The organism is Paucibacter sp. M5-1, assembly GCF_027498415.2.
In the GTDB taxonomy this organism is placed as follows: domain Bacteria; phylum Pseudomonadota; class Gammaproteobacteria; order Burkholderiales; family Burkholderiaceae_C; genus Roseateles_E.
Window position 1 is genome coordinate 2,658,393 of record NZ_JAPZLM020000001.1, and the last position, 23,140, is coordinate 2,681,532.

Genomic DNA, 23,140 nt, shown 5'->3' on the forward strand with positions numbered 1-23,140 from the left:
GCAGCATACCTCGCCGCCGGGCCGCCAAGGGTGTAAAACAGAGGTCCCGACGCCGGATCACGGAGGCTGCCCATGAGTTCTCTCTCGCCCACCCTGCCGTCCCTCGCACCGCTGCCCGAGCAGGCGCTGCTGATCGATGTGCGCTCCTACAGCGAGTACATGTCCGGCCACCTGCCGGGCGCGCGCTGCATCCCGCTGCCGCAGTTGGCCGAGCAGATTGCCCATCTGGCGCCGGACCTGGCCGCGCCCATCATCCTGTACTGCGCCTCCGGCGCGCGCTCCGAGCAGGCCCTGGGCCTGCTGCAGCAGCAGGGCTATACCGAGGCCTACAACGGCGGTGCCGCCGTGCAGCTGGCCGAGCGCCTGCGACGCCCGCTGGAGCGGGGCCTGTGAGCACGCTGGCGCAGTACCGCCGACGAGCCCCTTTCTACGATCTGGAGCTGGCGCCCTTCGAGCCCTTGCGCCGCAGCGCGATCGCCAGCCTTGAGCTGCGGCCCGGCCAGCGCGTGCTGGACCTGGGCTGCGGCACCGGCCTGAGCCTGGCGGGCCTGCTGCAGCAGGTCGGGCCGCGCGGCCACGTGATCGCCATCGAACAATGCCCGGAGATGCTGGAGCGGGCGCGCCAGCGCGTCGCCGCTCACGGCTGGCGCAATGTCTCGCTGCTGGCCGCCGGCGTGGCTGAGGCGCCGCTGAGCGGCCGTTGCGACGCCGCACTCTTCCATTTCACCCACGACATCCTGCAGCAGCCGCAGGCGCTGCAGCATGTGGCCGCGCACCTGAAACCCGGCGCGGCGCTCGCCGCCACCGGCCTGGTGTGGGCGCCGCCCTGGGCGGTGCTCAGCAATCTCTTCGTGCTCGGCGCAGCCCTGCATTCGATGGCCTCGCTGGCCGGCCTGGACCGGCCCTGGGCCGGGCTGCTGGAGCTGGCCGGCGAGCTGGACCTGCGCTACCACTGCCTGGGCGCGGTCTACCAGGCCACCGGCCGCATGCCCTGACCCCCTCGCTCAGGGCACGACCGCCAGGAACAGGAATACCGCGAACAGCACCAGGTGCACCGCGCCCTGAAGCACCGTTGCGCGGCCGGCGCCCAGGGTCAGCGTGCCGACGACAAAGGTCAGCAACAGCAGCACCATGCTGACCGGCTCTAGCCCCAGCACCAGCGCATGGGGGAAGAACAGCGAGAGCACGGCCACCGCCGGAATCGTCAGCCCGATGCTGGCAAGACCCGAGCCCAGCGCCAGGTTCAGGCTGGTCTGCAGCCGGTTGTGCATCGCCGCACGCACCGCCGCCAGCGTCTCCGGGGCCAACACCAGCAGGGCCACGATCACACCCACGAGCGCGCTGGGCGCGCCGATGGCGCGCACCGCGTTCTCGATGCTGGGCGCCAGCAGCTTGGCCAGACCGACGACGCCGACCAGGCAGACCATCAGCAGCGCCAGGCTGGCCAGCGCGATCTTGTTGCCGGGCGGCGCGGCATGGGCATGGTGATCGTCCACCCCCTCGGCCGGCAGGAAGTAGTCGCGATGCCGCACCGCCTGCACGAACACAAAGGCCGCGTACAGCACCAGCGAGACCACGCCGGCAAACATCAGCTGACTCTGCGAGAAGGTAGGGCCGCGCGTGCTGGTCGTGAAGGCCGGCAGCACCAGGGTCAGGGTCGACAGCGCGGCCAGCACCGCCAGTGTCGGGCTGGTGCCCTCGATGCGGAAGGCCAGCACCCGGTGGCGCATGCCGCCGACCAGGATGCACAGGCCGACCACGCCGTTGCAGACGATCATGATGGCCGAGAACACCGTGTCGCGCGCCAGCGCATTGGCGCTCTCGCCGCCGGCCAGCATCAGCGAGACGATCAGCGCCACCTCGATGATGGTGACCGCCACCGCCAGCACCAGCGAGCCATAGGGCTCGCCGACACGGTGGGCCACCACCTCGGCATGGTGGACGGCCGCCAGCACCGCCGCGATCAGGCACAACGACACCAGCGCGATCAGCAGCCCCGACAAGGCCGCACCACCCAGCAGCAGCAGCAGGGCCACCGCCACCAGCGGCGACAGCAGACTCCACAGGGGCAGGACGAAGGGGAGTTTCTTCAGTGGATTTGGCATGGGTCAAGCATAAAGGCAAGACCGCGCCCCCTCGGCGCCACTCAGAAGCTGTGACGCATCCCGAGCTCCATGCCGCTGGACTTGCCGCCGCCGGCCAGGCCGCTGGCTCCGCCCGGTATCACATAGCTGGAGGCCCCCTGGTTGTCGATGCGCGCCAGCGTGCCGTAGAGCGCGCTGCGCTTGGACAGCTCGTGCACATAGCCCAGGCCCAGCTGGCGAGCCCCGTTCGCGCCGATGGCGCTGCTGCCGACACGCCCGGCCAGATCGACCTCGTGCCAGCTCAGCTTCAGCTGCCCGGCCGCGCCGACGGGCAGCCAGGCGCCCAGCAGCCAATGGGTCTGGCGTGCCGCGCCCAGCTCGAAGCGGCGCCAGGCGGCGGACAGCTTCAGCGGGCCGAAGTCATAGCTGCCGCCCAGGGCCAGATCGTCGAGCCGGTCCGTGCCGGTCAGATTGTTCTCGCTGCGGGTCAGCGCGGCGGCGATATTGAAGGTTTTGCTCGCGTAGCCGAAGCGCGCGCCGAGCACCTTGTGCTGACCATTGGCCGCCGTACCGCCCTCGCCGGCTGCGGCCATCAGCCCACCTTCCCAGCCGCCCAGTCCACCCGGCAGCAGATACTGGATGGCATTGCTGGAGCGCACCGTGGTGTTGGCGCCCGAGCCGAAGGCCGCGCGCAGCGGTCCCACCGGGGTGGCCGAGATGAAGTTGTTGGCGCCGGCGACGCCGACATAGCTGAAGGGGTCGTAGCGGCTCCAGTTGCTGTAGCTGGGCACGAAGTCGCGGCCGGCACGCAGCTCGCCCCATTGCTTGCTGCTCAGGCTGACGGTGGCGCGGCGGTCCCAGAACATCGTGCTGTTGGCGGGCGTGCCGCTGTCCAGCAGGATGCCGTGCTCCAGATGGAAGCCGGCCGCGAGGCCGCCACCCAGGTCTTCGCTGCCGCGAATGATGATGCGGCTGGTCGAGTTGCTGCCGCTGACCAGGGAGCTGACCCCGCCCCGGCCCTGGTTGCTGACATGGCGCACTGCCGCGTCGGCGATGCCACCCAGGGTCACGTTCTGCGCGCCGGCCGCCAGCGCGGCGCAGGCGCCGAGCCCGGCCACCATAGTTGCCTTGATATTGTGTTGCATGCCTATCTGTCTCCTGTTGTTATCGGGGCTTGATCGGGGCTCAGTCGGCGCTCAGCTTGGCCTGCACAACGACGCGCTTCCACTTGGCCAGCTCGCTCTTGACCAGGGCGCCGAACTGCTCGGGCGTGCTGGTTTCGACATCGGCGCCGTGGTCCTCGATGCGCTTGATCGTGTCCTTGTCGGCCAGCACCTGGTTGAGGGCCTTGTTGAGCTGCTCGACGATGGGCCTGGGCGTCTTGGCCGGCGCGAAGAAGCCATACCACTGCTGCACCTCGACCCCGTCGATGCCGGCCTCCTTCAGCGTCGGCACCTCGGGCAGGGCGGCCAGGCGCTTCGGGCCGGCGACGGCCAGCGCGCGCAGCTTGCCGGACTTGACATGGGGGTAGGCGGTGAAGACGCTGGGGAACATGAACTGGGTCTGGCCGGCCACCGTGTCGGTGACCGCCGGGGCCGAGCCCTTGTAGGGCACGCCGGCCATCGATACGCCGGCATTGAGCTTGAAGAGCTCGGCGGCGAAATGCGGCGCCGTGCCATTGCCGGCCGAGGCGTAGAAGTAGGCCTCGGGCTTGGCCTTCAGCTGGGCCAGCATGTCCTTGACGTCCTTGATCGGCAGCTTGGGATTGGCCACCAGCAGGGTCGGCGAGTAGCCGACCAGGCCTATCGGTTCGAAGTCGGCCACCGGGTCGTAGCGCAGCTTCTGCAGCACCGGGTTCATGCCGTGGGTGGCGATATAGCCAAAGAACAGGGTGTAGCCGTCCGGCGTCGCGCGGGCCACATATTCGCTGGCGATCGAGCCGGTGGCGCCGGCGCGGTTGTCGATGATGATGGTCTGGCCCAGCAGCGTGCCGAGCTTTTGCGCGATGCTGCGCGCCATCGCATCGTTGCCACCGCCGGCCGCGGTCGGCACGACGATGGTGATGGTCTTGTCCGGATAGGCCTGGGCGGCGGGCGCCGCCGTCACCAGGGCGCTGGCCAGGGTCGCCGCCACGATAGGGGCCCTCAGGACCGGGGCGATTGCTTGCTTGAACATCGGGTCGTCTCCTTGTGTAGGTCTTGAAAAAACATAGTCCGGGATGTGCAGCTGGCCCTGCAGGATCTTGCGGGCCGTGCGCAGCAGGGCCGCGCGCCGGATCTGGGCCTGCTCGCCGCTGCCGGCCAGCTCGACCTCGACCTCGATGCGGCCCTGCGGATGCAGCACCGCGATGCCGCGGCTGCCGCTGCGCTGCAGCGCGCCGCTGGCCACCGTGCCGGGCAGCGCGAAGGCGGCGGCCACACCGATGGCACCGGTCACCGCATGCGAGGCATGACAGCGGCGCGGCGTGAAGTAGCGCGAGCGGATGCTGTGCTCGTCATCACCAGGGCTGACGATCACCGGCTTCGGGATCACGCTGGCCGACACATCGCCCAGCCCCATCAGCTCGCCGGCGGCGCGGCGCAGCGCCTCCAGGCGCTCCAGCAGCGGCAGGTCTGCGTCCAGCTCGGCGGGCGACTCGCGCCCGCTCAGGCCCAGGTCGGCGGCGCGCACCAGCATCAGCGGCATCGCTGCGTCGATGCAGGTCATCTCGATGCCGCCGATCCGGTCAATGCGGCGGCCGCTCGGGAACACCGCGCCGGTCACCGCGCCCCAGGCGTCCAGGAACTCCAGCTTGATCGGTGCGGCCGTGCCGGCCACGCCATCGATGCTGGTCAGGCCCTCATAGCGGATGCGCCGCTGCGGCGTCTGCACCGTGACATCGATGCGCGAGCGGGTGTTGACATTGAAGACCCGCACCGTGGTCTCGCCCTCATCGGCCTCGATCAGGCCCTGCTCCAGCGCGAAGGGCACGACGCCGGCCAGCATGTTTCCGCAGTTGGGCCGGGTGTCGACCGAGCGCTGGCCGACGCCAACCTGGGCGAACAGATAGTCGAGCGCGCAGCCCGGCTCGCGGGAGCGCGAGACGATGGCCACCTTGCTGGTCAGCGAGCTGCCGCCACCGACGCCGTCGACCTGCAGCAGGTCGGACGCGCCGATCGCGCCGATCAGGGCCTGGTCGCGCAGGTCCTCGTCCTCGGGCAGCCATTCGCGCAGGAAGAAAGGGCCGCGCGAGGTGCCGGCTCGCATCAGGACGCAGGGAAGGGTCAGGGCTTGCATGGGACGGATCTTGGGTTATCCACTCATGCATGTGAATTGCATAGTTATGATCGATTGATCCACTTAACACATCAGTTCATATGGCGATCAATTTCGACCTGAACGATCTGCTGGCCTTTCGCGCGGTGGCCGAGCTGGGCAACTTCCGGCGCGCGGCCGAGGCCGTGCACATCTCGCAGCCGGCCTTCAGCCGCCGCATCGACAAGCTGGAGCAGGCGCTGGGCGTCAAGCTGCTGGACCGCACGACGCGCCGTGTCAGCCTGACCGCGGTGGGCCGCGATTTCGCCCGCAAGGTCCAGCAGCTGCTCGACGAGCTGGACAACACCTTGCTGGGCATACGCGGGGTCTCGGCCACCCGCATGGGCGAGGTCAGCATCGCCTGCGTGCCGTCCACCGTCTACTACTACCTGTCGCGCGTAATCGGCCGCTACCGCGAGCGCTATCCGAAGATACGGCTCAAGGTCTTCGACGCCGGCGCCGGTGCGGTGCTCGACGCGGTGGCACGCGGCGAGGTCGATTTCGGCCTGAACTTCATCGGCAGCCAGGAGCCCGATATCGAGTTCCATGCGCTGCTGGAGGAGCGCTTCGTCGCCGCCTGCCGGCGCGACCATCCGCTGGCCCGCAAGCGCCAGGTGGCCTGGCACGAGCTGGCCGCCTACGACTACATCGCGGTGGCCAAGAACTCGGGCAACCGGCTGCTGCTGGACCAGGCGCTGGCCGGTGTGGCCGGCCTGCCGGAGGCCGTCTACGAGACCCAGCATGTGACCACCACGCTGGGCCTGGTCGAGGCCGGGCTGGGCGTGGCGGCGGTGCCCTCGCTGGCGATGCCGGACAAAAGCCATCCGCTGCTGGTCAGCGTGCCGCTGATCGAGCCGGCGGTGAGCCGCCATGTCGGGCTGATACGGCGCAAGGGCCGCAGCCTGTCACCGGCGGCCCAGCAGCTCTATGACTTTTTCGTCGAGATGAAGCTCAAGCCGGCGCCGCGCAAGAAGACCGGCTGAGGGCTCAGCCGGGCGCGCGGCGCGAGCCGAGCACCGGCGAGGGCGCGGTCACGCTCGGGTCGAAGGGGTGGCTGCGCTGGCCGCCGATCGCGGCCAGGATGCGCCGCACATACATCCGCGTCTCGGCATAGGGCGGCACGCCGCGGTAACGGTCCACCGCGCCCTCGCCAGCGTTGTAGGCCGCCAGCACCAGGGACAGATCGCCCTCGAAATAGGCCAGCAGCCAGCGCAGATAGGCCATGCCGCCGCGGATGTTCTGCACCGGGTCGGTGATCTTCCTGACCTTGAAGCGGGCCGCCGTGTCGGGGATCAGCTGCATCAGGCCCTGGGCCTTCTTCGGTGATTCGGCCAGCGGGTCGAAGTTCGACTCGGTGGCCATCACCGCCAGCACCAGGTGCGGGGCCAGCTGGTAGTCGGGCGCCACCAGCGTGACGAAGCGCACGATCGGTTCGGGCGCATTGGCCGGCGGCGGCGGCGGGGGTGGCGGCGGCAGGCGGGTGCCGGGCTTCAGCGGCGCCGGGTCGGTGTCGGGCGGGCGCAGGCAGGCCGGCGGCGCGCCGCGCGGCGTGCCCATGGCCTTGAGCATGTTCTCCGCCTGCTGCAGGCCCTGCTCGGCGGCGGCGGCGAACAGATGGGCGGCCTGGGCATCGTCGCGCTCGATGCCGCGCGCATTGGTCAGCATCCAGGCCAGGTTGTACTGCGCGGCGGCGTCGCCATAGCGGGCGGCGCGGCAATAGAGCTGGGCCGCCATCACCGGGTCGCGCGGCACGCCGTCGCCATGCTCGTAGGCCTCGCCCTCGCGGCGCCAGCGCTGCACCTGGGGCGGCACCACCGGCCCGATCTCGGGCGGCGGCGTCGAGGGTCGGGGCAGGCCGTCCAGGGTCGGCAGGGCCGAGGGCGGCAGCTGGGCATGCGCGGCCCCGGCACAGGCCAGCAGCAGCGTGGACAGCAGTGACAGGGATCGCAAGCGCACGGCAAGGGGAAGGAGATCAGCGGAACCCTCAGTTTAGCCAGGGCCAAGAGCTCCGGCCGGCCGCAGGTCGATACGGACCTCCAGCCCCCTGCCCGCCTGCGGCGCCTGCAGCAGCAGCCGGCCGCCGTGGCGTTCGATGATGGTGGCGACGATGGACAGGCCCAGCCCATAGCCTACGCCGACCCGTCGCTGGTGCCGCTGCGGGATGCAGGCCAGCGCCACAGCCGGAGCGCCCGGGCCGTGGTCGCGCACCCGCAAGGTCGCCGGTGCCTCGACGCTGAGCTCGATCAGGCTGCCGGGCGCATGGCGCTGGGCGTTCTCGATCAGATTGCGCAGCACGATGGCCAGCGCATCGAAGTCGCCCAGCGCCAGCACATCGCAGTCCTCGGGCACCTGCAAGCGCAATCGCTCCAGCAGATCGGCATCGGCCCAGAACTCCTGGGCCACGCTGCCGGCCAGCCCGGCCAGATTGACGGGCGCGCTGCTCAGCGCGGCGCCGGACTCGGCACGCGAGAGCTGCAGCAGCTTCTCGGCGCGCCGGCCGAGTCGCAGCAGCGCTTGCTCGGCACTGAGGGCCTGGGCGCGTGCGGCCGGCGCCAGCCCCATGTCAAGCAGCTGGTGCAGGCGCAGGCGCACGGTGGCCAGCGGGGTGCGCAGCTCGTGGGCGGCGTTGGCGGCCAGCGCCTTCTCGGTGTCCAGCGCCTCGGACAGGCGCAGCAGCAGATGGTTGGTACTGGCGCCGATCTGCTGCAGCTCGGCAGGCAGCACGGCCGTGCCGGCTATGGGGCTGAGGTCCTCGCCGCTGCGCCGGCCGATCTCGGCGGCCAGCTCGCGCAGCGGCGTCAGGCCGCGCCGCACCCGCCAGCGGATCAGCAGGGCCAGCGCCGGCAGCATGGCCAGCAGCGGCAGCACAAAGCTCAGTGCGTTCTCCAGCATGGCCTCGCGGCGATGGCCCAGGTCGTCGGCCACATGGATCCACAGCGGCAGCGTGGCATGGCGCTGGCTGTAGACGCGCCAGCCCGGCAAGTCGACGAAGCCCGCAGCCAGCGGCACCGCCAGCGCCTGCGCGGGTGCATCCGGCGAGCGCTGCAGCACCCGGCCGTGCAGGTCCACCAGCTGGTAGAAATGGTGATCGTCCGGCCCCGCCGGCGCCCAGGGGAGCTCCGCCGCCGGCACGGCCATCAGCAGCAGACGCGCGGCACTGTCCATCAGGGTGCTGTCCATGCCCTCGCTGATCTCGGCGCGCGCATGCCAGGCTCCCAGCGCCGCCGTCAACAGCCAGGCACCGCCGACCAGGCACAACAGGCTGCGCGTCAGCTGGCCGGTCAGGCTGGTCGGCACGGCGGGCGCCTCGCTCATCGGGTGCCGCCGCTGAGCCGGTAGCCCAGGCCGCGCACGGTCTGGATGCTGTCCGTGCCGAGCTTGCGGCGCAGGTTGTGGATGAAGACCTCGACGGTGTTGCTGCCCACCTCGTCATCGAAACCGTACAGCGCCTCCACCAGAGCGCTTTTCAGATGGATGCGATCCAGCCGCAAAGCAAGCACGCGCAGCAGGCTCCACTCCTTGGCGGTCAGGGTCACCGGCTCGCCATCGCGGCTGACCGCCATGCGGCCCAGGTCGATCTGCAGCGCGCCGGCTTGCACCAGGGCAGAGTCCGCCCCGCCGCGACCGCGCCGCTCGACCGCGCGCAGCCGCGCCAGCAATTCGTCGGGATCGAAGGGCTTGACCAGGTAGTCATCGGCACCGGCATCGAGGCCGCGGATGCGGTCACTCACCTGATCACGCGCGGTCAGCACGATGATGGGCAGCGCCGGTGCGCGGTGGCGTATCGCCGGGATCAGCCCCAGTCCATCGCCATCGGGCAGATGCAGGTCCAGCAGCACCGCATGCCAGGGCGCCAGCGGCAAGGCCGCGCGTGCCGCCGCCAGACTGGCCACCCGGTCCACGGCAAAGCCCTTGCCTTCGAGGTAGGCGGCCATGGCCTCGGCCAGCGCGGCATCATCTTCGACAAGCAGGACTCTCATGATCGGCTCCGGCGTTTCATGCCCGCATCAGACCCGGCGGCGATGAAGCGCAGCTTAAGCTGGGCTTCAGGAGGCCGACAAAGACTTCGAGGGATTCACATTGCCCTCGGAAAGTCCTCCCGATGTCCGACCTGCCACACGCCATCTTCGCCACGCTGCTGGCGGCGCTGCTGCTGAGCCCGGTCCCGGGCCATGCCGGCCGGCCACTCAATGTCGACGATGCCAATGTCAACGAGGTCGGCGCCGGCCATCTGGAGGTCTGGTACGCGCGTCAGCCCGGCGATGCGCGGCTGTGGACCGTGGCCCCCGCTTATGCCCCCTGGCAGGGCATCGAGCTCGGCGCCGCCTGGGCTCGCGAGCAAGGCAGCGCCATCAACAGCACCAGCCTGCAGAGCAAGATTCAGCTGAGCACACCCCACGAGGGCCGCTGGCACCATGCCGCCGTGCTGGGCCTGACGCACACCCGGTTTCAGCACGGCGCCACGCGCTATGCCACGCTGATTGCCAGCCGCGAGTTCCCAGCGGGTGCGCTACACATCAATCTCGGGGCCAGCCGCACGCCCGGCGGCCCGACACTGCCGGCGCTGGGCCTGGCCTGGGAACAGGCCTTGGGCGCGGCGACCGGGCATCTGGAATGGCTGGGCCAGCGCCAGTCCAAGCCGCTGTTCGGCCTGGGCCTGCGCCGCGAGGTCTTCAAGGACCTGCAGCTCGACGGCAGCCTCGGCCGCAGCGGCGGCAGCACGCTCTACAGCCTGGGCCTGAAACTGCAGTTCTGATCTTCAGCTGGGATTCATCGGCGGCATCTGAAATAGGGCTACCGGCAGATGCCGGGATCACTCAACCCTCAGGAAACCCGCCATGAAGACTGTTCTCATCGCCCCGCTGATGATCGCCCTGTCCGCCACGGCCCTGGCCGGCCCGAGCTGCCAGGTGCCCGAAAGCCAGTGGATGAAGGAAGCCGACTTCCGCAAGACCGTTGAAGCCCAGGGCTACCAGATCAAGACCTTCAAGATCAGCAAGGGCCGCTGCTACGAGATCTACGGCCACGACAAGGACGGCCGCAAGGTCGAGATCTACTTCGACCCGGCCAGCGCCGCCGTGCTGGAACGCAAGTGAGCCGCACCACCGGGCCGCAAGGCCCTGTGCAGGCCGGGGCCGAGGCGCCGGTCTGGGACCGCTTCGTGCGGCTGTTCCACTGGAGCCTGGTGGCCTGCGTGCTGTTCAATCTCTTCGTGCTCGACGACGGCGAGCCGCTGCACCGCTGGTCCGGTTATCTGGCCAGCGCCCTGGTGCTGGCCCGCATCGTCTGGGGCTTCATCGGCAGCCGGCATGCCCGCTTCGCCGACTTCTTCCCGACGCCGGCGCGGCTGGCTGCCCATCTGCGCGCGCTTCGCTCCGGCGAGCTGCCGCCCCAGCGCGGCCACAACCCGCTGGGCGCACTGATGATGCTGGCCCTGCTGGCCCTGGTGCTGCTGCTCGGACTGAGCGGCTGGATGCAGGGCCTCGATGCCTTCTGGGGCGAGGAGTGGCTGGAAGAGCTGCACGAAGGACTGGCCAACACCTTGCTGGGCCTGGTCGGCCTGCATGTGGCGGCCGCACTGCTGATGGGGCGGCTGGAACGCACGCGGCTGATCCGCGCCATGGTCACCGGCGTTAAGCAACGCTGGTGACTCAGGGACGCTCCGGCAGCCAGCGCAGCAGGCTTTGGTACAAGTCCTCCGGCGCGACCGGCTTGGCGATATGGTCGTTCATGCCGGCCGCCAGGCAGGCCGCGCGGTCCTCGGCAAAGACATTGCCCGTCATCGCCAGGATGGGCGTGTCGGCATGGCCGGGCAGGCGCCGGATGGCCCGGCAGGCGGCCATGCCGTCAAGCTCGGGCATGTGCAGATCGAGCAGTATCAAGGCGTAGGGCCGCTGGCCGGCCGCCCGCAGCGCAGCCGCACCGTCGTCGACGAGGTCCACCTCCAGGCCGGCGGCCTGCAGCAGCGACCAGGCCACCATCTGGTTGACCGCGTCGTCCTCGGCCAGCAAGACACGCTGGCCGGCATGCTCGGTGCGCAGCCGCAGCTCGGCCGGGTGCAGCGGCTCCAGCGCCAGCACCGGCGCGCGCGTCGCGGCGCGCTCCATCCAGGCGCTGAACCAGAACCGGCTGCCCCGCCCGGGCACGCTGTCGGCGCCGGCATCGCCCCCCATGCGGCGCGCCAGCTGTCGGGTGATGGCCAGGCCCAGGCCGGTGCCGCCATAGCGCCGCGCGGTCGAGGCATCGGCCTGCTCGAAGGCCTCGAACAGCCGCGCCAGCGCGGCCGGCTCGATGCCGATGCCGCTGTCCAGCACATCGACACCCAGCTTCACCCGCGGCCCGTCCTCGCTGAGCAGCTGCAGCCGAAGCATGACCTGACCCCGCTCGGTGTACTTGACCGCGTTGCTGAGCAGGTTCAGCAGCATCTGGGTCAGGCGCGTCGCATCGCCGCGCAGCAGCGGCGGCAGCCCCTCGGTCCGCATCTGCAGGTCCAGGCCCTTGGCATAGGCGGCCTCGGCCAGCTGGGCGACGGCACGCTGCGCCAGCTCGGCGGGGTCGAAGTCCTCGACCTCCAGCACCAGCTTGCCGGCCTCGATCTTGGACATGTCCAGCACGTCATTGATGATGTGCAGCAGATGCTGAGCGGCCGCATCGATCTCGCCCAGATAGCGTTGGTTCTGATCGTGCAGCTGGTTCTGCGGCATGCGCTGCAGCAGATGGCTCAGGCCCATGATGGCATTCATCGGCGTGCGGATTTCATGGCTCATATGAGCCAGGAAGGCACTCTTGGCGCGGCTGGCGGCCTCGGCGCGGTCGCGCGCCTGCGCGAGCTCGGCATGGCTGGCCTGCAAGGCCTGCTCGGCCTGCTTGCGCGCCGTGATGTCCAGCGCCAGCACAACGAAGCCAGCAACCCGGTCCTGCTGCAGATCGGGCACATACTGCACCCAGTGCCAGATCGCCGTGCCGTCGCCGGTGAGGGTCTCGCGCTCGAAGCTCTGTGCCTGGCCGCTCAGCGCCGCTCGCACATAGTGCTCGTTGGCCCGCCAGTAGCGGTGATCCAGCACCTCGGGCATGCGCCGGCCGATGACCTGCTCGGGCGCGAGGCCGAACCACTCGAAATAGGCCTGGTTGGCAAACAGGCAGCGCAGCTCGCGGTCCCAGTAGACGACGCGGCCGGGCATATTGTCGGCAATCAGGCGGGTCACCAGCTCGGCCTGGGCGCGCGAGCGCGCGGCGGCGGCCAGCTCCTGGCTGAAATGCTCGCGCTGGCTCAGCAGCGCGGCGGCATGGCGCTCGGTCCGGCGGCTGCCGAGCCGGCGCGTGCCCGCGCTGCGGGCGGGGCCTCGTTGCATCATGGTCGGCTCTCCCTGTCGGCGGTCGGCCTCGGGGCCGCCGCCATTTGTCTGCCGCATGCTGCACGGGAACGCCCGCGTCCGCAAGCCCGGCGGCTCAGGGGCCCGAGCGCCAGACCGCCGCGAAGGCGCGCAGCTTGGCCATGCCGGGCAGGCGCTCGTCGGACAGCACATCGAGGAAGTCCGACAGGCGCTTGGACTTGACCATGGTGTAGACCGTCAGCGCCACCGTCGCGCCCAGGGTCAGGCCGAACATCAGCAGCCGCTGCCACAGCGGCGCCTCCGATTCGGCCAGCAGATTCATGCCCAGGAAACCGGTGGTGATGGTGCCGATCAGGCCGAAGATGGTCACGACGGTCAGGCGCACCACGGTATTGGCCTGGCGACGCAGATTGTCGGTCTCCAGATAGTCGCTCATATCGCCGATGCGGGACTTGACCTCGGCATAGAGCGGATCGAGCTCCAGATGCTGGGCGCTCATGCGGTAGAGCGCGCGGGTCTGCGCCTGCTCGGCCACGGCGTGGAACCAGTAGCGATGCGAGAAGCGCAAAAAGCCCTCGAAGCTGGCACGGATCGCGCGCTTGAAGCGCCGCACATTGTCGGCATCGTTGATATTGAGCCGGCGCAGCGCCTCGACCAGGCGGTCCGAGAACATCAGCAGCGCGGCCTTCTGGAAATGCGCGATCAGAAAGACCAGGAAATGCTGGTGGCGGAACTGTGCCAGCACGCCGCGGTCGCGACAGCAGAAGAACTCGGCGTCGGCGCGGCCCACGACGATCAGCGCATGGCCGCTGCACAGATAACGGGTCTGCGGCGCCGCGCCGGCCGCGCTCCAGAAGCGGTCGTAGCAGTAGCGCTGCTCGAAGTCCTGCAGATAGGGCTCGCTGAAGGGCAGGCCGCCCTCATCGGCCGCCGCGCCGGTCACCAGGCCCAGGCGCACAAAGTCGCTGCGCGACAGCGCGCCGGGATCGTCCAGCGCCAGATAGGCCATCATCGGCATCCGGTAGTACTCGATCTGGCGAAAGCGCAGCACGCCGGCGGCCTCCGACTGGTCGCTGACCAGGGGCCGCAGCAGCCAGTCCCAATGCGCCGACAGGCGCGGCGCGCGGTGCTCGGCCACATGGGCGATGAAGCGCTCGCGCTGGCCCGCGTCCGAGGCCGAAAAGACCTGACCCTCGTGCCCCAGCCACTCGGCCTCGGCCAGCGTGTGCAGCGGCAGGCCCTGGGCGTCCCAGCCCGAGGGGTAGGCGCGGCCCAGCCGGTACAGCAGGTCCTGGGCCTGGCGCAGGGCCAGATCGCTGGCCGCCAGTTCCACATTCAGCAGCACCACATCGACATCGAAGAAAAAGTACAGATCGATATGGACCACGTCCAGGCACAGCTGCGGCTCGCCCGGCCGGCTGCGCAGCCGCAGGCTCGCCACATCGTCGCGGCGCAGCACCTTCATGCCCGACTCGCCCAGCGCATCGCCCGGCCGCGAACGCCCCTCGCCGTAGAGAAAGCGCTGCACATAGGGCAGGAAGGTGACGAACTCCTGGTAGTGGCGCTCGTGAAAGCGCGCCGCGTCGCCGGTGTACTCGTCCACCACCTCGCGCCAGGGCTGCTCGCCCTGGGCCAGCAGCAGTTCCCAGGGACGGCGCGGCGCGCCGGGCGCGGCGCCGATGGGCATCAGGCGCAGCGGCCACAGCAGTATCTGGTGCAGGCGCCGGACCTGCTTGGCGGTCGTCGCGACAGGCTCACTCATGCAGGGCTCCTGATTCGCTGTGCGGGCCCGGCGTCAGCCCAGGCGCCCGATCAGGGCCTGGGCCGCCGCCGGCGCGCGTTCCTTGGCGCCGCTGATGAAGAACATGAACACATCGCGCGGCGCGGCCGGTGGCGCGGGAACCGGCTCCACCAGCGGCAGCCCGCTCGGCTGCCCGCCATCGCGCCAGAGCCGCGCGCAGGCCGCCAGCTGGTCCAGCGTGGCCGGCGGGCAGCCCTCGGGCAGGGCCGACTCGGTGCGCATGATGCGGCTGTAGACGAAGCCGCCGGTCAGGTCGGCGATGGCCGGGTAGTCGTCGGACTCGGTCAGCACGGTGGCCGCACCGTAGCGGCGCGCCAGCGCCAGGTACTCCGGCGTGCGGAAGCTCTCGTGCCGCACATCGAGCGCATGGCGCAGGCCCAGACCGCCGACCTGGGCCGGCAGCAGTTGCAGAAAGGCCTCGAAGTCGACCGGATCGAAGCGCTTGCTCGGTGCGAACTGCCAGACGATAGGGCCCAGCTTGGGGCCCAGTTCGGCGATGCCGCTGTCGACGAAGCGCCGCACCGACTCGCCGGCCTCGGCCAGCACACGGCGGTTGGTCGCGAAGCGCGAGGCCTTCAGCGAAAACAGGAAATCATCGGGCACCGTGTCGCGCCATCTGGCGAAGGTGGTCGGAGCCTGGGAGCTGTAATAGGTGCTGTTGATCTCGATGGCCGTCAGCCGGCGGCTGGCGTACTCGAGCTCGCGGCTGTGCGGCCAGCCGGCCGGATAGAAGTTGTTGCGCCAGGGCTCGAAATTCCAGCCACCGATACCCACGCGAATGCGCGCCGTCATACAGGCTCCCCCAAGAGTTCGGCCAGCCGCTGCGCGCCGCGCCGGGTTGGCCGCAGGGCCCGGCTGTCCAGCTCGGGGCGCAGCCAGCCCTGGGCCAGCAAGGCCTGCAGCCAGACGGCACCCAGCGCGCCGCCCAGATGCGGGCGGCGCTCGCTCCAATCCATGCAGGCGCAGGCCAGGCGCCGCCGCCGCGCGCTGCGCGCCGCCGCGACATCGACCCCCAGGCCCGCCAGCGCGGCAGCGCCGGCCTCGGTCAGCGCATAGCCGCGTGCCTCGCTGGGCACGGCGCTGATCCAGTCGCGGCGCAGCGCATGGTCATGCAGGCGCACGCCCCACTCGCCGGCCAGATGGTCATAGCAGCGCCGCGCCTCGCGCAGATCGGTGGGCGTGCTGGGCTCGAAGCGGGCTCGCGGCCCACCGGCCAGCACCAGCAAGGCCTCCAGCGCCTGGCCCACCTCGGCGCTGGCCAGGCGGAAATAGCGGTGCTTGCCCTGGGCCAGGCATTCGATCAGGCCCTGGCCGCTCAACCGCGCCAGATGGGCGCTGGCGGTCGAGGCCGAGACCTCGCCAACGGCAGCCAGCTCGGTGGCCGTGCGGGCATGGCCGTCCATCAGGCAGCACAGCATGCGGGCCCGCACCGGCTCGGCCATGCTGGCGGCAATCGGCGCGAGCGCCTGGTCGGCGGTGATGACATCCATGCTTCGATGCTAAGCGAAGCGTGCTGCACGGACAAAAGGCACAGTCAAGGCTCGTGAACCACCCGAGAAAGATCAAGCGATGCCCTGCCCCCATACCGCCTTGCAACAGCGCCCCGAGCCGGGTCTGTGGCAGGCCGAACATCCGGCGCTGAGCGCCGCGCTGCTGCAGCGCTCCGAGCTGGGGGTGCGCCCGCCCGGCCAGCCGCTGCCGGCCCATCTGGAGGGCAGCCGGCTGGGCCGGCTGTTCGGGCTGTGGCTGCGCCAGCGTGACGACGCCGCACGGAGCGCGCCCAAGCAAGCCCTGGCCCGGGCGCTGCAGGCACTGCCCGCCGCCGAGCTGCGGGCCCAGGCGCGGCGCCAGGCCGCACTGGCCTTGGCCGGGGGCTGGAACCACTGGGTCTGGGCCACACCATCGGCCAGCATCGCCGCTTTGCTGGGGCTGCGGCTCGACAGCCTGGCCGACCAGCGCGGGCTGCACGAGCAGCTGCGGGCGATGGCCGGGGCCCTGCAGGGCGGGCCGGCGGCCGCCGCCGAGCCGGCCTGCGCGGCCCTGCTGCAGGCCCTGGCCGCCCCCGCTGCTGCGGCGGCGCCGCTGCAGGCCTGCCTGAACCGGCTGGCGCCGGCGCAGCAATGGCCGGGCGGCGGCGATGAATTCGAGGCCAATCGCCTGGCCCTGCTGTGGCAGAGCCATGAGGCCGGCGCCGCCCTGCTGGGCAACGCACTGGCGCGGCTGGCCGCCGAGCCGGCGCTGCGCCGGCCCGGCCGGATGCGGGCCTGGCTGCCGAGTCTGCTGCGCGAGGGCGGCGGCGTGCGCAACACCCGGCGCTTCGCCCTGCAGGCGCTGGAGGTCGGCGGGGTACAGCTGCAGCCGGGCGACGCCCTGCTGCTGAATCTGGCCGGCAATAACGCCGAAGCCGACGATCTGGGCTTTGGCACCGGCGCTCACCGCTGCCCTGGGCAAGACCTGGCCCTGGAGACGGCCGCCGCCGCGCTGGAGCTGCTGCTCGAACACCAGGACGGCAGGCGCTGGCCGACACCCGCGCAAGGCCTGACCCTGGCCAATGCCCACATCCCCGCCTTCACCGACCCACAGGAAACCGCCACGCCATGATCGCCATCATTTTCGAAGTCCAACCCCGGCCCGAGGGCCGTCAGCGCTATCTGGACCTGGCCGCCGAGCTGAAGCCCGTGCTCGAGCAGATGGACGGCTTCATCAGCATCGAGCGTTTCCAGAGCCTCAGCGACCCGGGCAAGCTGCTGTCGCTGTCGTTCTGGCGCGACGAGGAAGCCGTGCAGGGCTGGCGCCGGCTGGAGGCGCACCGGGCGGCCCAGAGCGAGGGCCGTGCCGGGGTGTTTGCCGACTACAGACTGCGGGTGGCGGCGGTGCTGCGCGACTACGGCCTGCACCAGCGCGAGCAGGCGCCGGCCGACAGCCGCAGCCGCCATGGCTGAGGAGCGCCCAGGCGCGACTTGAACTTCGGCCCATCACCCCATAGATGAGGGCAGTCAGAAGCCCTGACGGTAGCTGAACTTGGGGCTCGGCCTTATGCTGACCCACCCAAGCTCCGCTTCATCCCCTCACTGGAGTGACATCATGTCCCGCAAGACCCCCATCGAGCGCTATCGCAATATCGGCATCTCCGCCCATATCGACGCTGGCAAGACCACCACCACCGAGCGCATCCTGTTCTATACCGGTGTGAATCACAAGATCGGTGAGGTGCACGATGGCGCGGCCACGATGGACTGGATGGAGCAGGAGCAGGAGCGCGGCATCACCATCACCTCGGCGGCCACCACCTGCTTCTGGAAGGGCATGGACCTCTCGCTGCCCGAGCACCGCATCAACATCATCGACACCCCCGGCCACGTCGACTTCACGATCGAAGTGGAGCGCTCGATGCGGGTGCTGGACGGCGCGGTGATGGTGTACGACTCGGTCGGCGGCGTGCAGCCGCAGAGCGAGACCGTCTGGCGCCAGGCCAATAAGTACAAGGTGCCACGTCTTGCCTTTGTCAACAAGATGGACCGCGTCGGGGCGGACTTCTTCCGCGTGCGCCAGATGATGGTGGACCGGCTGAAGGCCAATCCGGTGCCCATCGTCGTGCCCATCGGCGCCGAGGATCATTTCCGTGGCGTCGTCGACCTGCTGAAGATGAAGGCCATCCTCTGGGACGAGGCCTCGCAGGGCATGAAGTTCACGTACGAGGAAATCCCTGCCGAGCTGCTGGAGACCTGCAAGACCTGGCGCGAGAAGATGGTCGAGTCTGCGGCCGAGGCCGACGAGGCGCTGATGAACAAATACCTGGAGGCCGGCGAGCTCAGCGAGGACGACATCAAGCTGGGCCTGCGCAAACGCACGATCGCCGGCGAGATCCAGCCCATGCTGTGCGGCTCGGCCTTCAAGAACAAGGGCGTGCAGCGCATGCTGGATGCCGTCATCGAGCTGATGCCCTCGCCCATCGATGTGCCGCCGGTCCCGGGCACCGATGAGGACGACAAGCCGACGACGCGCGATGCCTCCGACGATGCCAAGTTCTCGGCCCTGGCCTTCAAGCTGATGACCGACCCCTATGTCGGTCAGCTGACCTTTGTGCGCGTCTATTCGGGCGTGCTGAAGTCGGGCGACTCGGTCTACAACCCCGTGCGCGGCAAGAAGGAACGCATCGGCCGCATCCTGCAGATGCACGCCAACCAGCGCGAGGAAATCTCGGAGATCCTGGCCGGCGACATCGCCGCCTGCGTGGGCCTGAAGGATGTGACCACCGGCGAGACGCTGTGCGACCCCGAGGCCATCATCACGCTGGAGAAGATGGTGTTCCCGGAGCCGGTGATCTCGCAGGCCGTCGAGCCCAAGACCAAGGCCGACCAGGAAAAGATGGGCATCGCCCTGGGCCGTCTGGCCAAGGAAGACCCCTCCTTCCGCCTGCGCACCGATGAAGAATCGGGCCAAACCATCATCTCGGGCATGGGCGAGCTGCACCTGGAAATCATCGTCGACCGCATGAAGCGTGAGTTCGGCGTGGAAGCCAATGTCGGCAAACCGCAAGTGGCCTACCGCGAGACGATCCGCAAATCGGTCAGCGATGTCGAGGGCAAGTTCGTGCGCCAGTCGGGCGGCAAGGGCCAGTACGGCCACGTCGTGCTGAGCGTCGAGCCGCAGGAGCCGGGCAAGGGCTTCGAGTTCGTCGATGCGATCAAGGGCGGCGTCGTGCCGCGCGAGTTCATCCCGGCGGTCGAGAAGGGGGTGCGCGACACCTTGCCCAACGGCGTGCTGGCCGGCTATCCGGTGGTGGATGTCAAGGTCACCTTGACCTTCGGCTCCTACCATGAGGTCGACTCGAACGAGAACGCCTTCAAGACGGCCGCCAGCATGGGCTTCAAGGAGGCCTGCCGCAAGGCCAGCCCGGTGATACTGGAGCCGATGATGGCGGTCGAGGTCGAGACGCCCGAGGACTATGCCGGCACGGTGATGGGCGATCTGTCCAGCCGTCGCGGCATGGTGCAGGGCATGGACGATATGGTCGGCGGCGGCAAGCTCATCAAGGCCGAGGTGCCGCTGTCCGAGATGTTCGGCTACTCGACCACCCTGCGTTCCGCCACCCAGGGCCGTGCCACCTACACGATGGAGTTCAAGCACTACAGCGAGGCGCCGAAGAACGTCGCCGACGCCATCATCACGTCGCGGGGCAAGTAAGTTGGGTGAGGCGCCTCACGGCGTCGTGCTTCGTCCGATGACGGAGCACGACGTCCCGCTGATCCACCGCTGGCTGCAAGCCCCGCATCTGGCCGAGTGGTGGGGTGACGCGGGGTTCACGCTGGCAGAGACCCAGGCCGGCTATTCGCCTGCGGTGATGGCCGCCGATCAGGTCACGCCCTATATCGCGATGCGGGGTGGGCGCGCCATCGGTTTCGCCCAGTCCTATCTCGCGATGGGCAGCGGCGACGGCTGGTGGGACTTCGTGACCGACCCCGGCGTGCGCGGCATCGACCAGTTCCTCGCGCACGGCGAGGATCTCGGCCAGGGGCTGGGCACGCAGATGGTCGAGGCCCTGGTCGAGCTGCTGTTCCGCGACCCGGCGGTGACCCTGATCCAGACCGATCCCGACCCGGGCAATCATCGCGCGATCCGCTGCTACGAGAAGGCCGGGTTTCGCGCGGTCGAGATTGTCACAACGCCGGCTGGGCCGGCGCTGTATATGGTCAGGGAGCGTAAGGCCCATCCACTGTGAAGACTGCCCAGTCCGCCTGATCTGCCACGCCGGGCGTCGAAGCGGGCTTCGAAGCAGACGCCGCGGCTTGTGCCGAGTGTGGTGGGTGAGGGGCGAAGCGAAGTAAAGGGGGAGGCCGCAGGCCGGAGGACATGAGCGTAGCCCCTCACCCGCCGCGCTCGGCGCTCCGCCCTGCTTGCCCGGTAAACCGGATTGCAAAACACATAAAGAGTTTTTCTCAAGAAACGGAGGTCTCCATGCCCGAACCCCAAGCCCACTTCGGCGCCGTGATTTTCGCCAAAGACCTGCAGCGTCTGGCGCAGTTCTACGAGCAGGTGATCGGGCTGAGCCGGCAGCAGGGGGCGGCCGACCATGTGCTGCTCGCAGGGCCAGGCTTCGAACTGGTGATACATGCCATTCCGGCCCGCATCGCGGCCGGCATCGTGATCACGACGCCGCCCGAGCGGCGCAGCGAGACGCCGATCAAGCTGTTCTTCAATGTCGCGAGCCTGCAAGCCGCCCGGGAAACCGCCCAGCGCCTGGGTGGCGACATCGTCGCGGATGAGCAGGGCTGGCTGATTCGCGGCGCCCGCGTCTGTGATGGCCTCGACCCCGAGGGCAATGTGCTGCAGCTGCGCCAGCACCCGGCCTGAGTCCGGTTTCGCTGGCCTGCGCTGTCACCTGGGCGCCAGGCGCTCGCAGCAGCGGCTGCTAGCCTCGGCGCCGGCCGGTCTCGACAAGCCGGTCAAGACATAACAGCGAGGACTGCACCGATGGTCAAGATCAGCGGCAACTACCGATGGTTCGAGGGCGCGCGTTTCGATCACGCCTACTACCGGGCCGAACATATGCGACTCACCCGCGAACTGCTGCGGCCGCTGGGCCTGCAGCGGCTGGAGAGCGATAGCACCCTGTCCTCCCACCCGCCGGCACCGGGCCAGATCATCGCCACCTCCAACGCCTGCTTCGCCACACTGGCCGCCGCCCAGGCCGCACTGCAACAGGCCGGCGCCGCCCTGCTGGCCGATCTGCCGAACTACACCGACATCCGGCCCGAATTGCATCTCAGCGAGGTCGACAGCCATCCGCTGGATTGAGCCCGAGGCGCGTCTTAAACTCCGCGTCCACCGCCGACCGGAGCCCTTGCGCCATGAGCACTCTGACCGCCCATCGCAGCTTCTACGCCCGCTTCATCGTCGCGAGCGCCGGCGCCAGCGATGAGCGCCTGGTCGCGGCCTTCGAGGTGGTGCCCAGGGAGGACTATCTCGGGCCGGGGCCGTGGCCGGTGTTCATCGGCTCCGGCTATCTGCCGACGATCTCCGATGATCCGGGCCTGCTCTACCAGGATGTGCTGATCGGCCTGGCCCCGGAGCGCGGCATCAACAACGGCCAGCCGACGCTGCATGCCCGCTGCCTGGCGGCGGTGGCACCGGCGGCCGGCGAGACCGTGGTTCATATCGGTGCCGGCAGCGGGTACTACACGGCCGTGCTGGCGCATCTGGTCGGCCCGGACGGTCGGGTGCTGGCCTATGAGATCGAAGCCGATCTGGCCGCGCGGGCGCGGCAGAACCTCGCCTGGGCGGGCGAGCGGGTCGAGGTCATGGCCGCCTCGGCCAGCGCCGGGCCGCTGCCGGCCTGTGATGTGATCTATGTGAATGCCGGCGCCACCCATCCGCCCGCCGCCTGGCTGGACGCGATCAAGATCGGTGGGCGCTTGATCTTCCCGCTGACGCCCGATACGGGCATGGGTTGCATGCTGCGCATCACCCGGCTGGGCGAGCGCAGCTATGCGGCCACGGCCCTGATGCGCGTCGCCTTCATTCCCTGCATCGGCGCGCGCGACCCGGCCGCCTCGCAGTCGCTGGCAGCGGCGCTGGAGCGGCAGTCGCTGGGCGCGGTGCGCTCGCTGCATCGCGACAGCAGCCCCGACGCCAGCGTCTGGTGCGCCGGGCCGGGCTGGTGGCTCTCGACAGCCGAGCCCCAGCACTGAGGCCCGTCGCCCCTCAGCTCGCCGGCTCGGCCAGGAAGATCTCGACGCGACGGTTCTGCGCGCGACCGGCGTCGTTGGCATTGCTGGCGACCGGCTCGCGCGCGCCCCGGCCTTCGACCGCCATGCGGCTGCGGCTGACGCCACGGTTGGCGAGGTAGTCGCGCACCGATTCGGCACGGTCCATGGCCAGGGGCTCGTTGATCGCGTCGCTGCCGGTGCTGTCGGTATGGCCGACCACGGTCACCCGCACCTTGGGGTCGAGGTTGCGGCCGATCTCGTCGAGCACCGGGCGCATCTGCGGCTTGATGTCGGCGCGACCGACATCGAAGGAGAAGTCGCTGGGCACGTTCAGCTTGAGCTGGTTGTCGGCCGTGCGGTCGACCTCGATGCCGGTGCCGGCACTGGCCGTGGCCAGGGCCTTGCGCTTGTCTTCCAGATGCTTGGACCAGAGGTTGCCGGCCACCGCACCGATGGCGCCGCCGATCACCGCGCTCTGCCCGGCCTTGCCGCCGGTGGCCGAGCCCAGGATGGCGCCGGCCACGGCGCCGACCGCAGCGCCCTTGGCCGTGCCCTGCTCACGCTCGCTCATCGAGGCGCAGCCGGCGGCCAGCAAGGCGATAGACAGCGTGGCCGCCATCAAAGCGGGGCGGCGGAACGAGGGACGAAGGATGGGCTTCATGGGCAATGGCTCCAGGCGTTGAATTTATGGGTATCGGGGGGCGGCAAGGGGGCGCAGACCTGCTGCGCCAGGGCCTGCTCGGTGGCCTGCAGTTCGTCGGCGATGCGGTCGATCTGGCTGCTCTGCCATGGCAGCTCGCGGTAGGCGCGTGCCAGGTCTTGCTGCAGCCGTCGATATCGCTCCATCAAGCTCTCGTCAAACTCCATCACAAAACTCCATTCGATGGCGGCCAGTATCGCGCTCGCCCCTGGGCGCGG

General features: G+C 69.7%; 25 protein-coding genes. 13 read left to right on the forward strand and 12 right to left on the reverse strand.

Going from position 1 to position 23,140, the window contains the following annotated elements; genetic code table 11:
• The first annotated feature begins 72 nt into the window (after positions 1–72).
• A complete protein-coding gene (locus O5M90_RS12445) occupies positions 73–393 on the forward strand; it encodes a rhodanese-like domain-containing protein (protein ID WP_137944819.1) in 321 nt (106 codons plus the stop codon).
• A complete protein-coding gene (locus tag O5M90_RS12450) occupies positions 390–995 on the forward strand; it encodes a class I SAM-dependent methyltransferase (protein ID WP_269841295.1) in 606 nt (201 codons plus the stop codon). Before O5M90_RS12445 ends, O5M90_RS12450 begins: the two co-directional genes overlap by 4 nt.
• Before the next feature lie 9 nt (positions 996–1,004).
• On the opposite strand, the gene O5M90_RS12455 is transcribed toward O5M90_RS12450, so the two are convergent.
• Genes O5M90_RS12455 through O5M90_RS12465 form a run of 3 tightly spaced genes read right to left on the reverse strand, consistent with a single transcriptional unit; the run spans position 1,005 to position 5,360 of the window.
• Positions 1,005–2,105, reverse strand: a complete 1,101-nt coding sequence (locus O5M90_RS12455; RefSeq protein WP_262970284.1) for a calcium:proton antiporter — start codon at positions 2,103–2,105, stop codon at positions 1,005–1,007.
• Positions 2,106–2,146: 41 nt separating this feature from the next.
• The gene (locus O5M90_RS12460; protein WP_269841296.1) at positions 2,147–3,229 is read right to left on the reverse strand and encodes a porin; all 1,083 of its coding nucleotides are present in this window, start codon (positions 3,227–3,229) and stop codon (positions 2,147–2,149) included.
• Positions 3,230–3,269: 40 nt separating this feature from the next.
• On the reverse strand, positions 3,270–5,360 hold the full coding sequence (locus O5M90_RS12465) for a 4-oxalomesaconate tautomerase (protein ID WP_332909509.1): 2,091 nt from the start codon (positions 5,358–5,360) through the stop codon (positions 3,270–3,272).
• Positions 5,361–5,440: 80 nt separating this feature from the next.
• Here O5M90_RS12465 and O5M90_RS12470 point away from each other — a divergent pair, with 80 nt between their 5' ends.
• Positions 5,441–6,361 carry a LysR family transcriptional regulator gene (locus O5M90_RS12470; protein ID WP_269841297.1) on the forward strand — a complete coding sequence of 307 codons (921 nt, stop codon included), beginning with the start codon at positions 5,441–5,443 and terminating at the stop codon, positions 6,359–6,361.
• Between the two features lie 4 nt (positions 6,362–6,365).
• On the opposite strand, the gene O5M90_RS12475 is transcribed toward O5M90_RS12470, so the two are convergent.
• The 3 genes from O5M90_RS12475 to O5M90_RS12485 are packed head-to-tail and all read right to left on the reverse strand — an operon-like array spanning position 6,366 to position 9,358.
• Positions 6,366–7,334 carry a transglycosylase SLT domain-containing protein gene (locus O5M90_RS12475; RefSeq protein WP_440402058.1) on the reverse strand — a complete coding sequence of 323 codons (969 nt, stop codon included), beginning with the start codon at positions 7,332–7,334 and terminating at the stop codon, positions 6,366–6,368.
• A 33-nt stretch (positions 7,335–7,367) separates the two neighbouring features.
• Complete coding sequence (locus tag O5M90_RS12480) at positions 7,368–8,693, reverse strand: ATP-binding protein (protein WP_440402059.1); 1,326 nt, start codon at positions 8,691–8,693, stop codon at positions 7,368–7,370.
• Positions 8,690–9,358, reverse strand: coding sequence for a response regulator (locus O5M90_RS12485; RefSeq protein WP_262970291.1), 669 nt, complete (start codon positions 9,356–9,358; stop codon positions 8,690–8,692). The genes O5M90_RS12480 and O5M90_RS12485 overlap by 4 nt, the downstream gene beginning before the upstream one ends.
• Positions 9,359–9,480: 122 nt before the next feature.
• Between O5M90_RS12485 and O5M90_RS12490 the strand changes: the two genes are divergently transcribed.
• The 3 genes from O5M90_RS12490 (at position 9,481) to O5M90_RS12500 (ending at position 11,028) form a co-directional block, all read left to right on the forward strand.
• Positions 9,481–10,134 carry a hypothetical protein gene (locus O5M90_RS12490; RefSeq protein ID WP_269841300.1) on the forward strand — a complete coding sequence of 218 codons (654 nt, stop codon included), beginning with the start codon at positions 9,481–9,483 and terminating at the stop codon, positions 10,132–10,134.
• A gap of 82 nt (positions 10,135–10,216) precedes the next feature.
• On the forward strand, positions 10,217–10,474 hold the full coding sequence (locus O5M90_RS12495; RefSeq protein ID WP_269841301.1) for a PepSY domain-containing protein: 258 nt from the start codon (positions 10,217–10,219) through the stop codon (positions 10,472–10,474).
• The gene (locus O5M90_RS12500; RefSeq protein ID WP_269841302.1) at positions 10,471–11,028 is read left to right on the forward strand and encodes a cytochrome b/b6 domain-containing protein; all 558 of its coding nucleotides are present in this window, start codon (positions 10,471–10,473) and stop codon (positions 11,026–11,028) included. The genes O5M90_RS12495 and O5M90_RS12500 overlap by 4 nt, the downstream gene beginning before the upstream one ends.
• A 1-nt stretch (position 11,029) precedes the next feature.
• Here O5M90_RS12500 and O5M90_RS12505 read toward each other — a convergent pair whose 3' ends face one another.
• From O5M90_RS12505 to O5M90_RS12520, 4 genes are all read right to left on the reverse strand, one after another.
• Positions 11,030–12,733, reverse strand: a complete 1,704-nt coding sequence (locus tag O5M90_RS12505; RefSeq protein WP_269841303.1) for a PAS domain-containing hybrid sensor histidine kinase/response regulator — start codon at positions 12,731–12,733, stop codon at positions 11,030–11,032.
• A 94-nt stretch (positions 12,734–12,827) separates the two neighbouring features.
• Positions 12,828–14,474 carry a hypothetical protein gene (locus tag O5M90_RS12510; RefSeq protein WP_269841304.1) on the reverse strand — a complete coding sequence of 549 codons (1,647 nt, stop codon included), beginning with the start codon at positions 14,472–14,474 and terminating at the stop codon, positions 12,828–12,830.
• Positions 14,475–14,507: 33 nt separating this feature from the next.
• Positions 14,508–15,305 carry a DUF72 domain-containing protein gene (locus O5M90_RS12515; protein ID WP_269841305.1) on the reverse strand — a complete coding sequence of 266 codons (798 nt, stop codon included), beginning with the start codon at positions 15,303–15,305 and terminating at the stop codon, positions 14,508–14,510.
• Positions 15,302–16,003 carry an ArsR/SmtB family transcription factor gene (locus tag O5M90_RS12520; protein ID WP_262970298.1) on the reverse strand — a complete coding sequence of 234 codons (702 nt, stop codon included), beginning with the start codon at positions 16,001–16,003 and terminating at the stop codon, positions 15,302–15,304. Before O5M90_RS12520 ends, O5M90_RS12515 begins: the two co-directional genes overlap by 4 nt.
• Positions 16,004–16,082: 79 nt before the next feature.
• Here O5M90_RS12520 and O5M90_RS12525 point away from each other — a divergent pair, with 79 nt between their 5' ends.
• The 7 genes from O5M90_RS12525 (at position 16,083) to O5M90_RS12555 (ending at position 22,204) form a co-directional block, all read left to right on the forward strand.
• The gene (locus O5M90_RS12525) at positions 16,083–17,114 is read left to right on the forward strand and encodes a hypothetical protein (protein ID WP_269841306.1); all 1,032 of its coding nucleotides are present in this window, start codon (positions 16,083–16,085) and stop codon (positions 17,112–17,114) included.
• Entirely contained in the window at positions 17,111–17,455 is a 345-nt protein-coding gene (locus O5M90_RS12530; RefSeq protein WP_262970300.1) for an antibiotic biosynthesis monooxygenase family protein, read from the forward strand. Before O5M90_RS12525 ends, O5M90_RS12530 begins: the two co-directional genes overlap by 4 nt.
• 142 nt (positions 17,456–17,597) lie before the next feature.
• Complete coding sequence (fusA, locus tag O5M90_RS12535; RefSeq protein ID WP_269841307.1) at positions 17,598–19,700, forward strand: elongation factor G; 2,103 nt, start codon at positions 17,598–17,600, stop codon at positions 19,698–19,700.
• 1 nt (position 19,701) lies between these two features.
• A complete protein-coding gene (locus O5M90_RS12540; RefSeq protein WP_269841308.1) occupies positions 19,702–20,235 on the forward strand; it encodes a GNAT family N-acetyltransferase in 534 nt (177 codons plus the stop codon).
• Positions 20,236–20,471: 236 nt separating this feature from the next.
• Complete coding sequence (locus tag O5M90_RS12545; protein ID WP_269841309.1) at positions 20,472–20,867, forward strand: VOC family protein; 396 nt, start codon at positions 20,472–20,474, stop codon at positions 20,865–20,867.
• 120 nt (positions 20,868–20,987) lie between these two features.
• The gene (locus O5M90_RS12550; RefSeq protein WP_269841310.1) at positions 20,988–21,311 is read left to right on the forward strand and encodes an EthD family reductase; all 324 of its coding nucleotides are present in this window, start codon (positions 20,988–20,990) and stop codon (positions 21,309–21,311) included.
• Positions 21,312–21,364: 53 nt separating this feature from the next.
• Entirely contained in the window at positions 21,365–22,204 is an 840-nt protein-coding gene (locus O5M90_RS12555; RefSeq protein WP_269841311.1) for a protein-L-isoaspartate O-methyltransferase family protein, read from the forward strand.
• Positions 22,205–22,217: 13 nt separating this feature from the next.
• On the opposite strand, the gene O5M90_RS12560 is transcribed toward O5M90_RS12555, so the two are convergent.
• Both O5M90_RS12560 and O5M90_RS12565 read right to left on the reverse strand, forming a co-directional pair.
• Complete coding sequence (locus tag O5M90_RS12560) at positions 22,218–22,883, reverse strand: OmpA family protein (RefSeq protein WP_137944799.1); 666 nt, start codon at positions 22,881–22,883, stop codon at positions 22,218–22,220.
• Positions 22,880–23,068: a hypothetical protein gene (locus O5M90_RS12565; RefSeq protein ID WP_137944798.1), complete on the reverse strand. Its 189-nt coding sequence runs from the start codon at positions 23,066–23,068 to the stop codon at positions 22,880–22,882. Before O5M90_RS12565 ends, O5M90_RS12560 begins: the two co-directional genes overlap by 4 nt.
• Between the last annotated feature and the right edge of the window lie 72 nt (positions 23,069–23,140).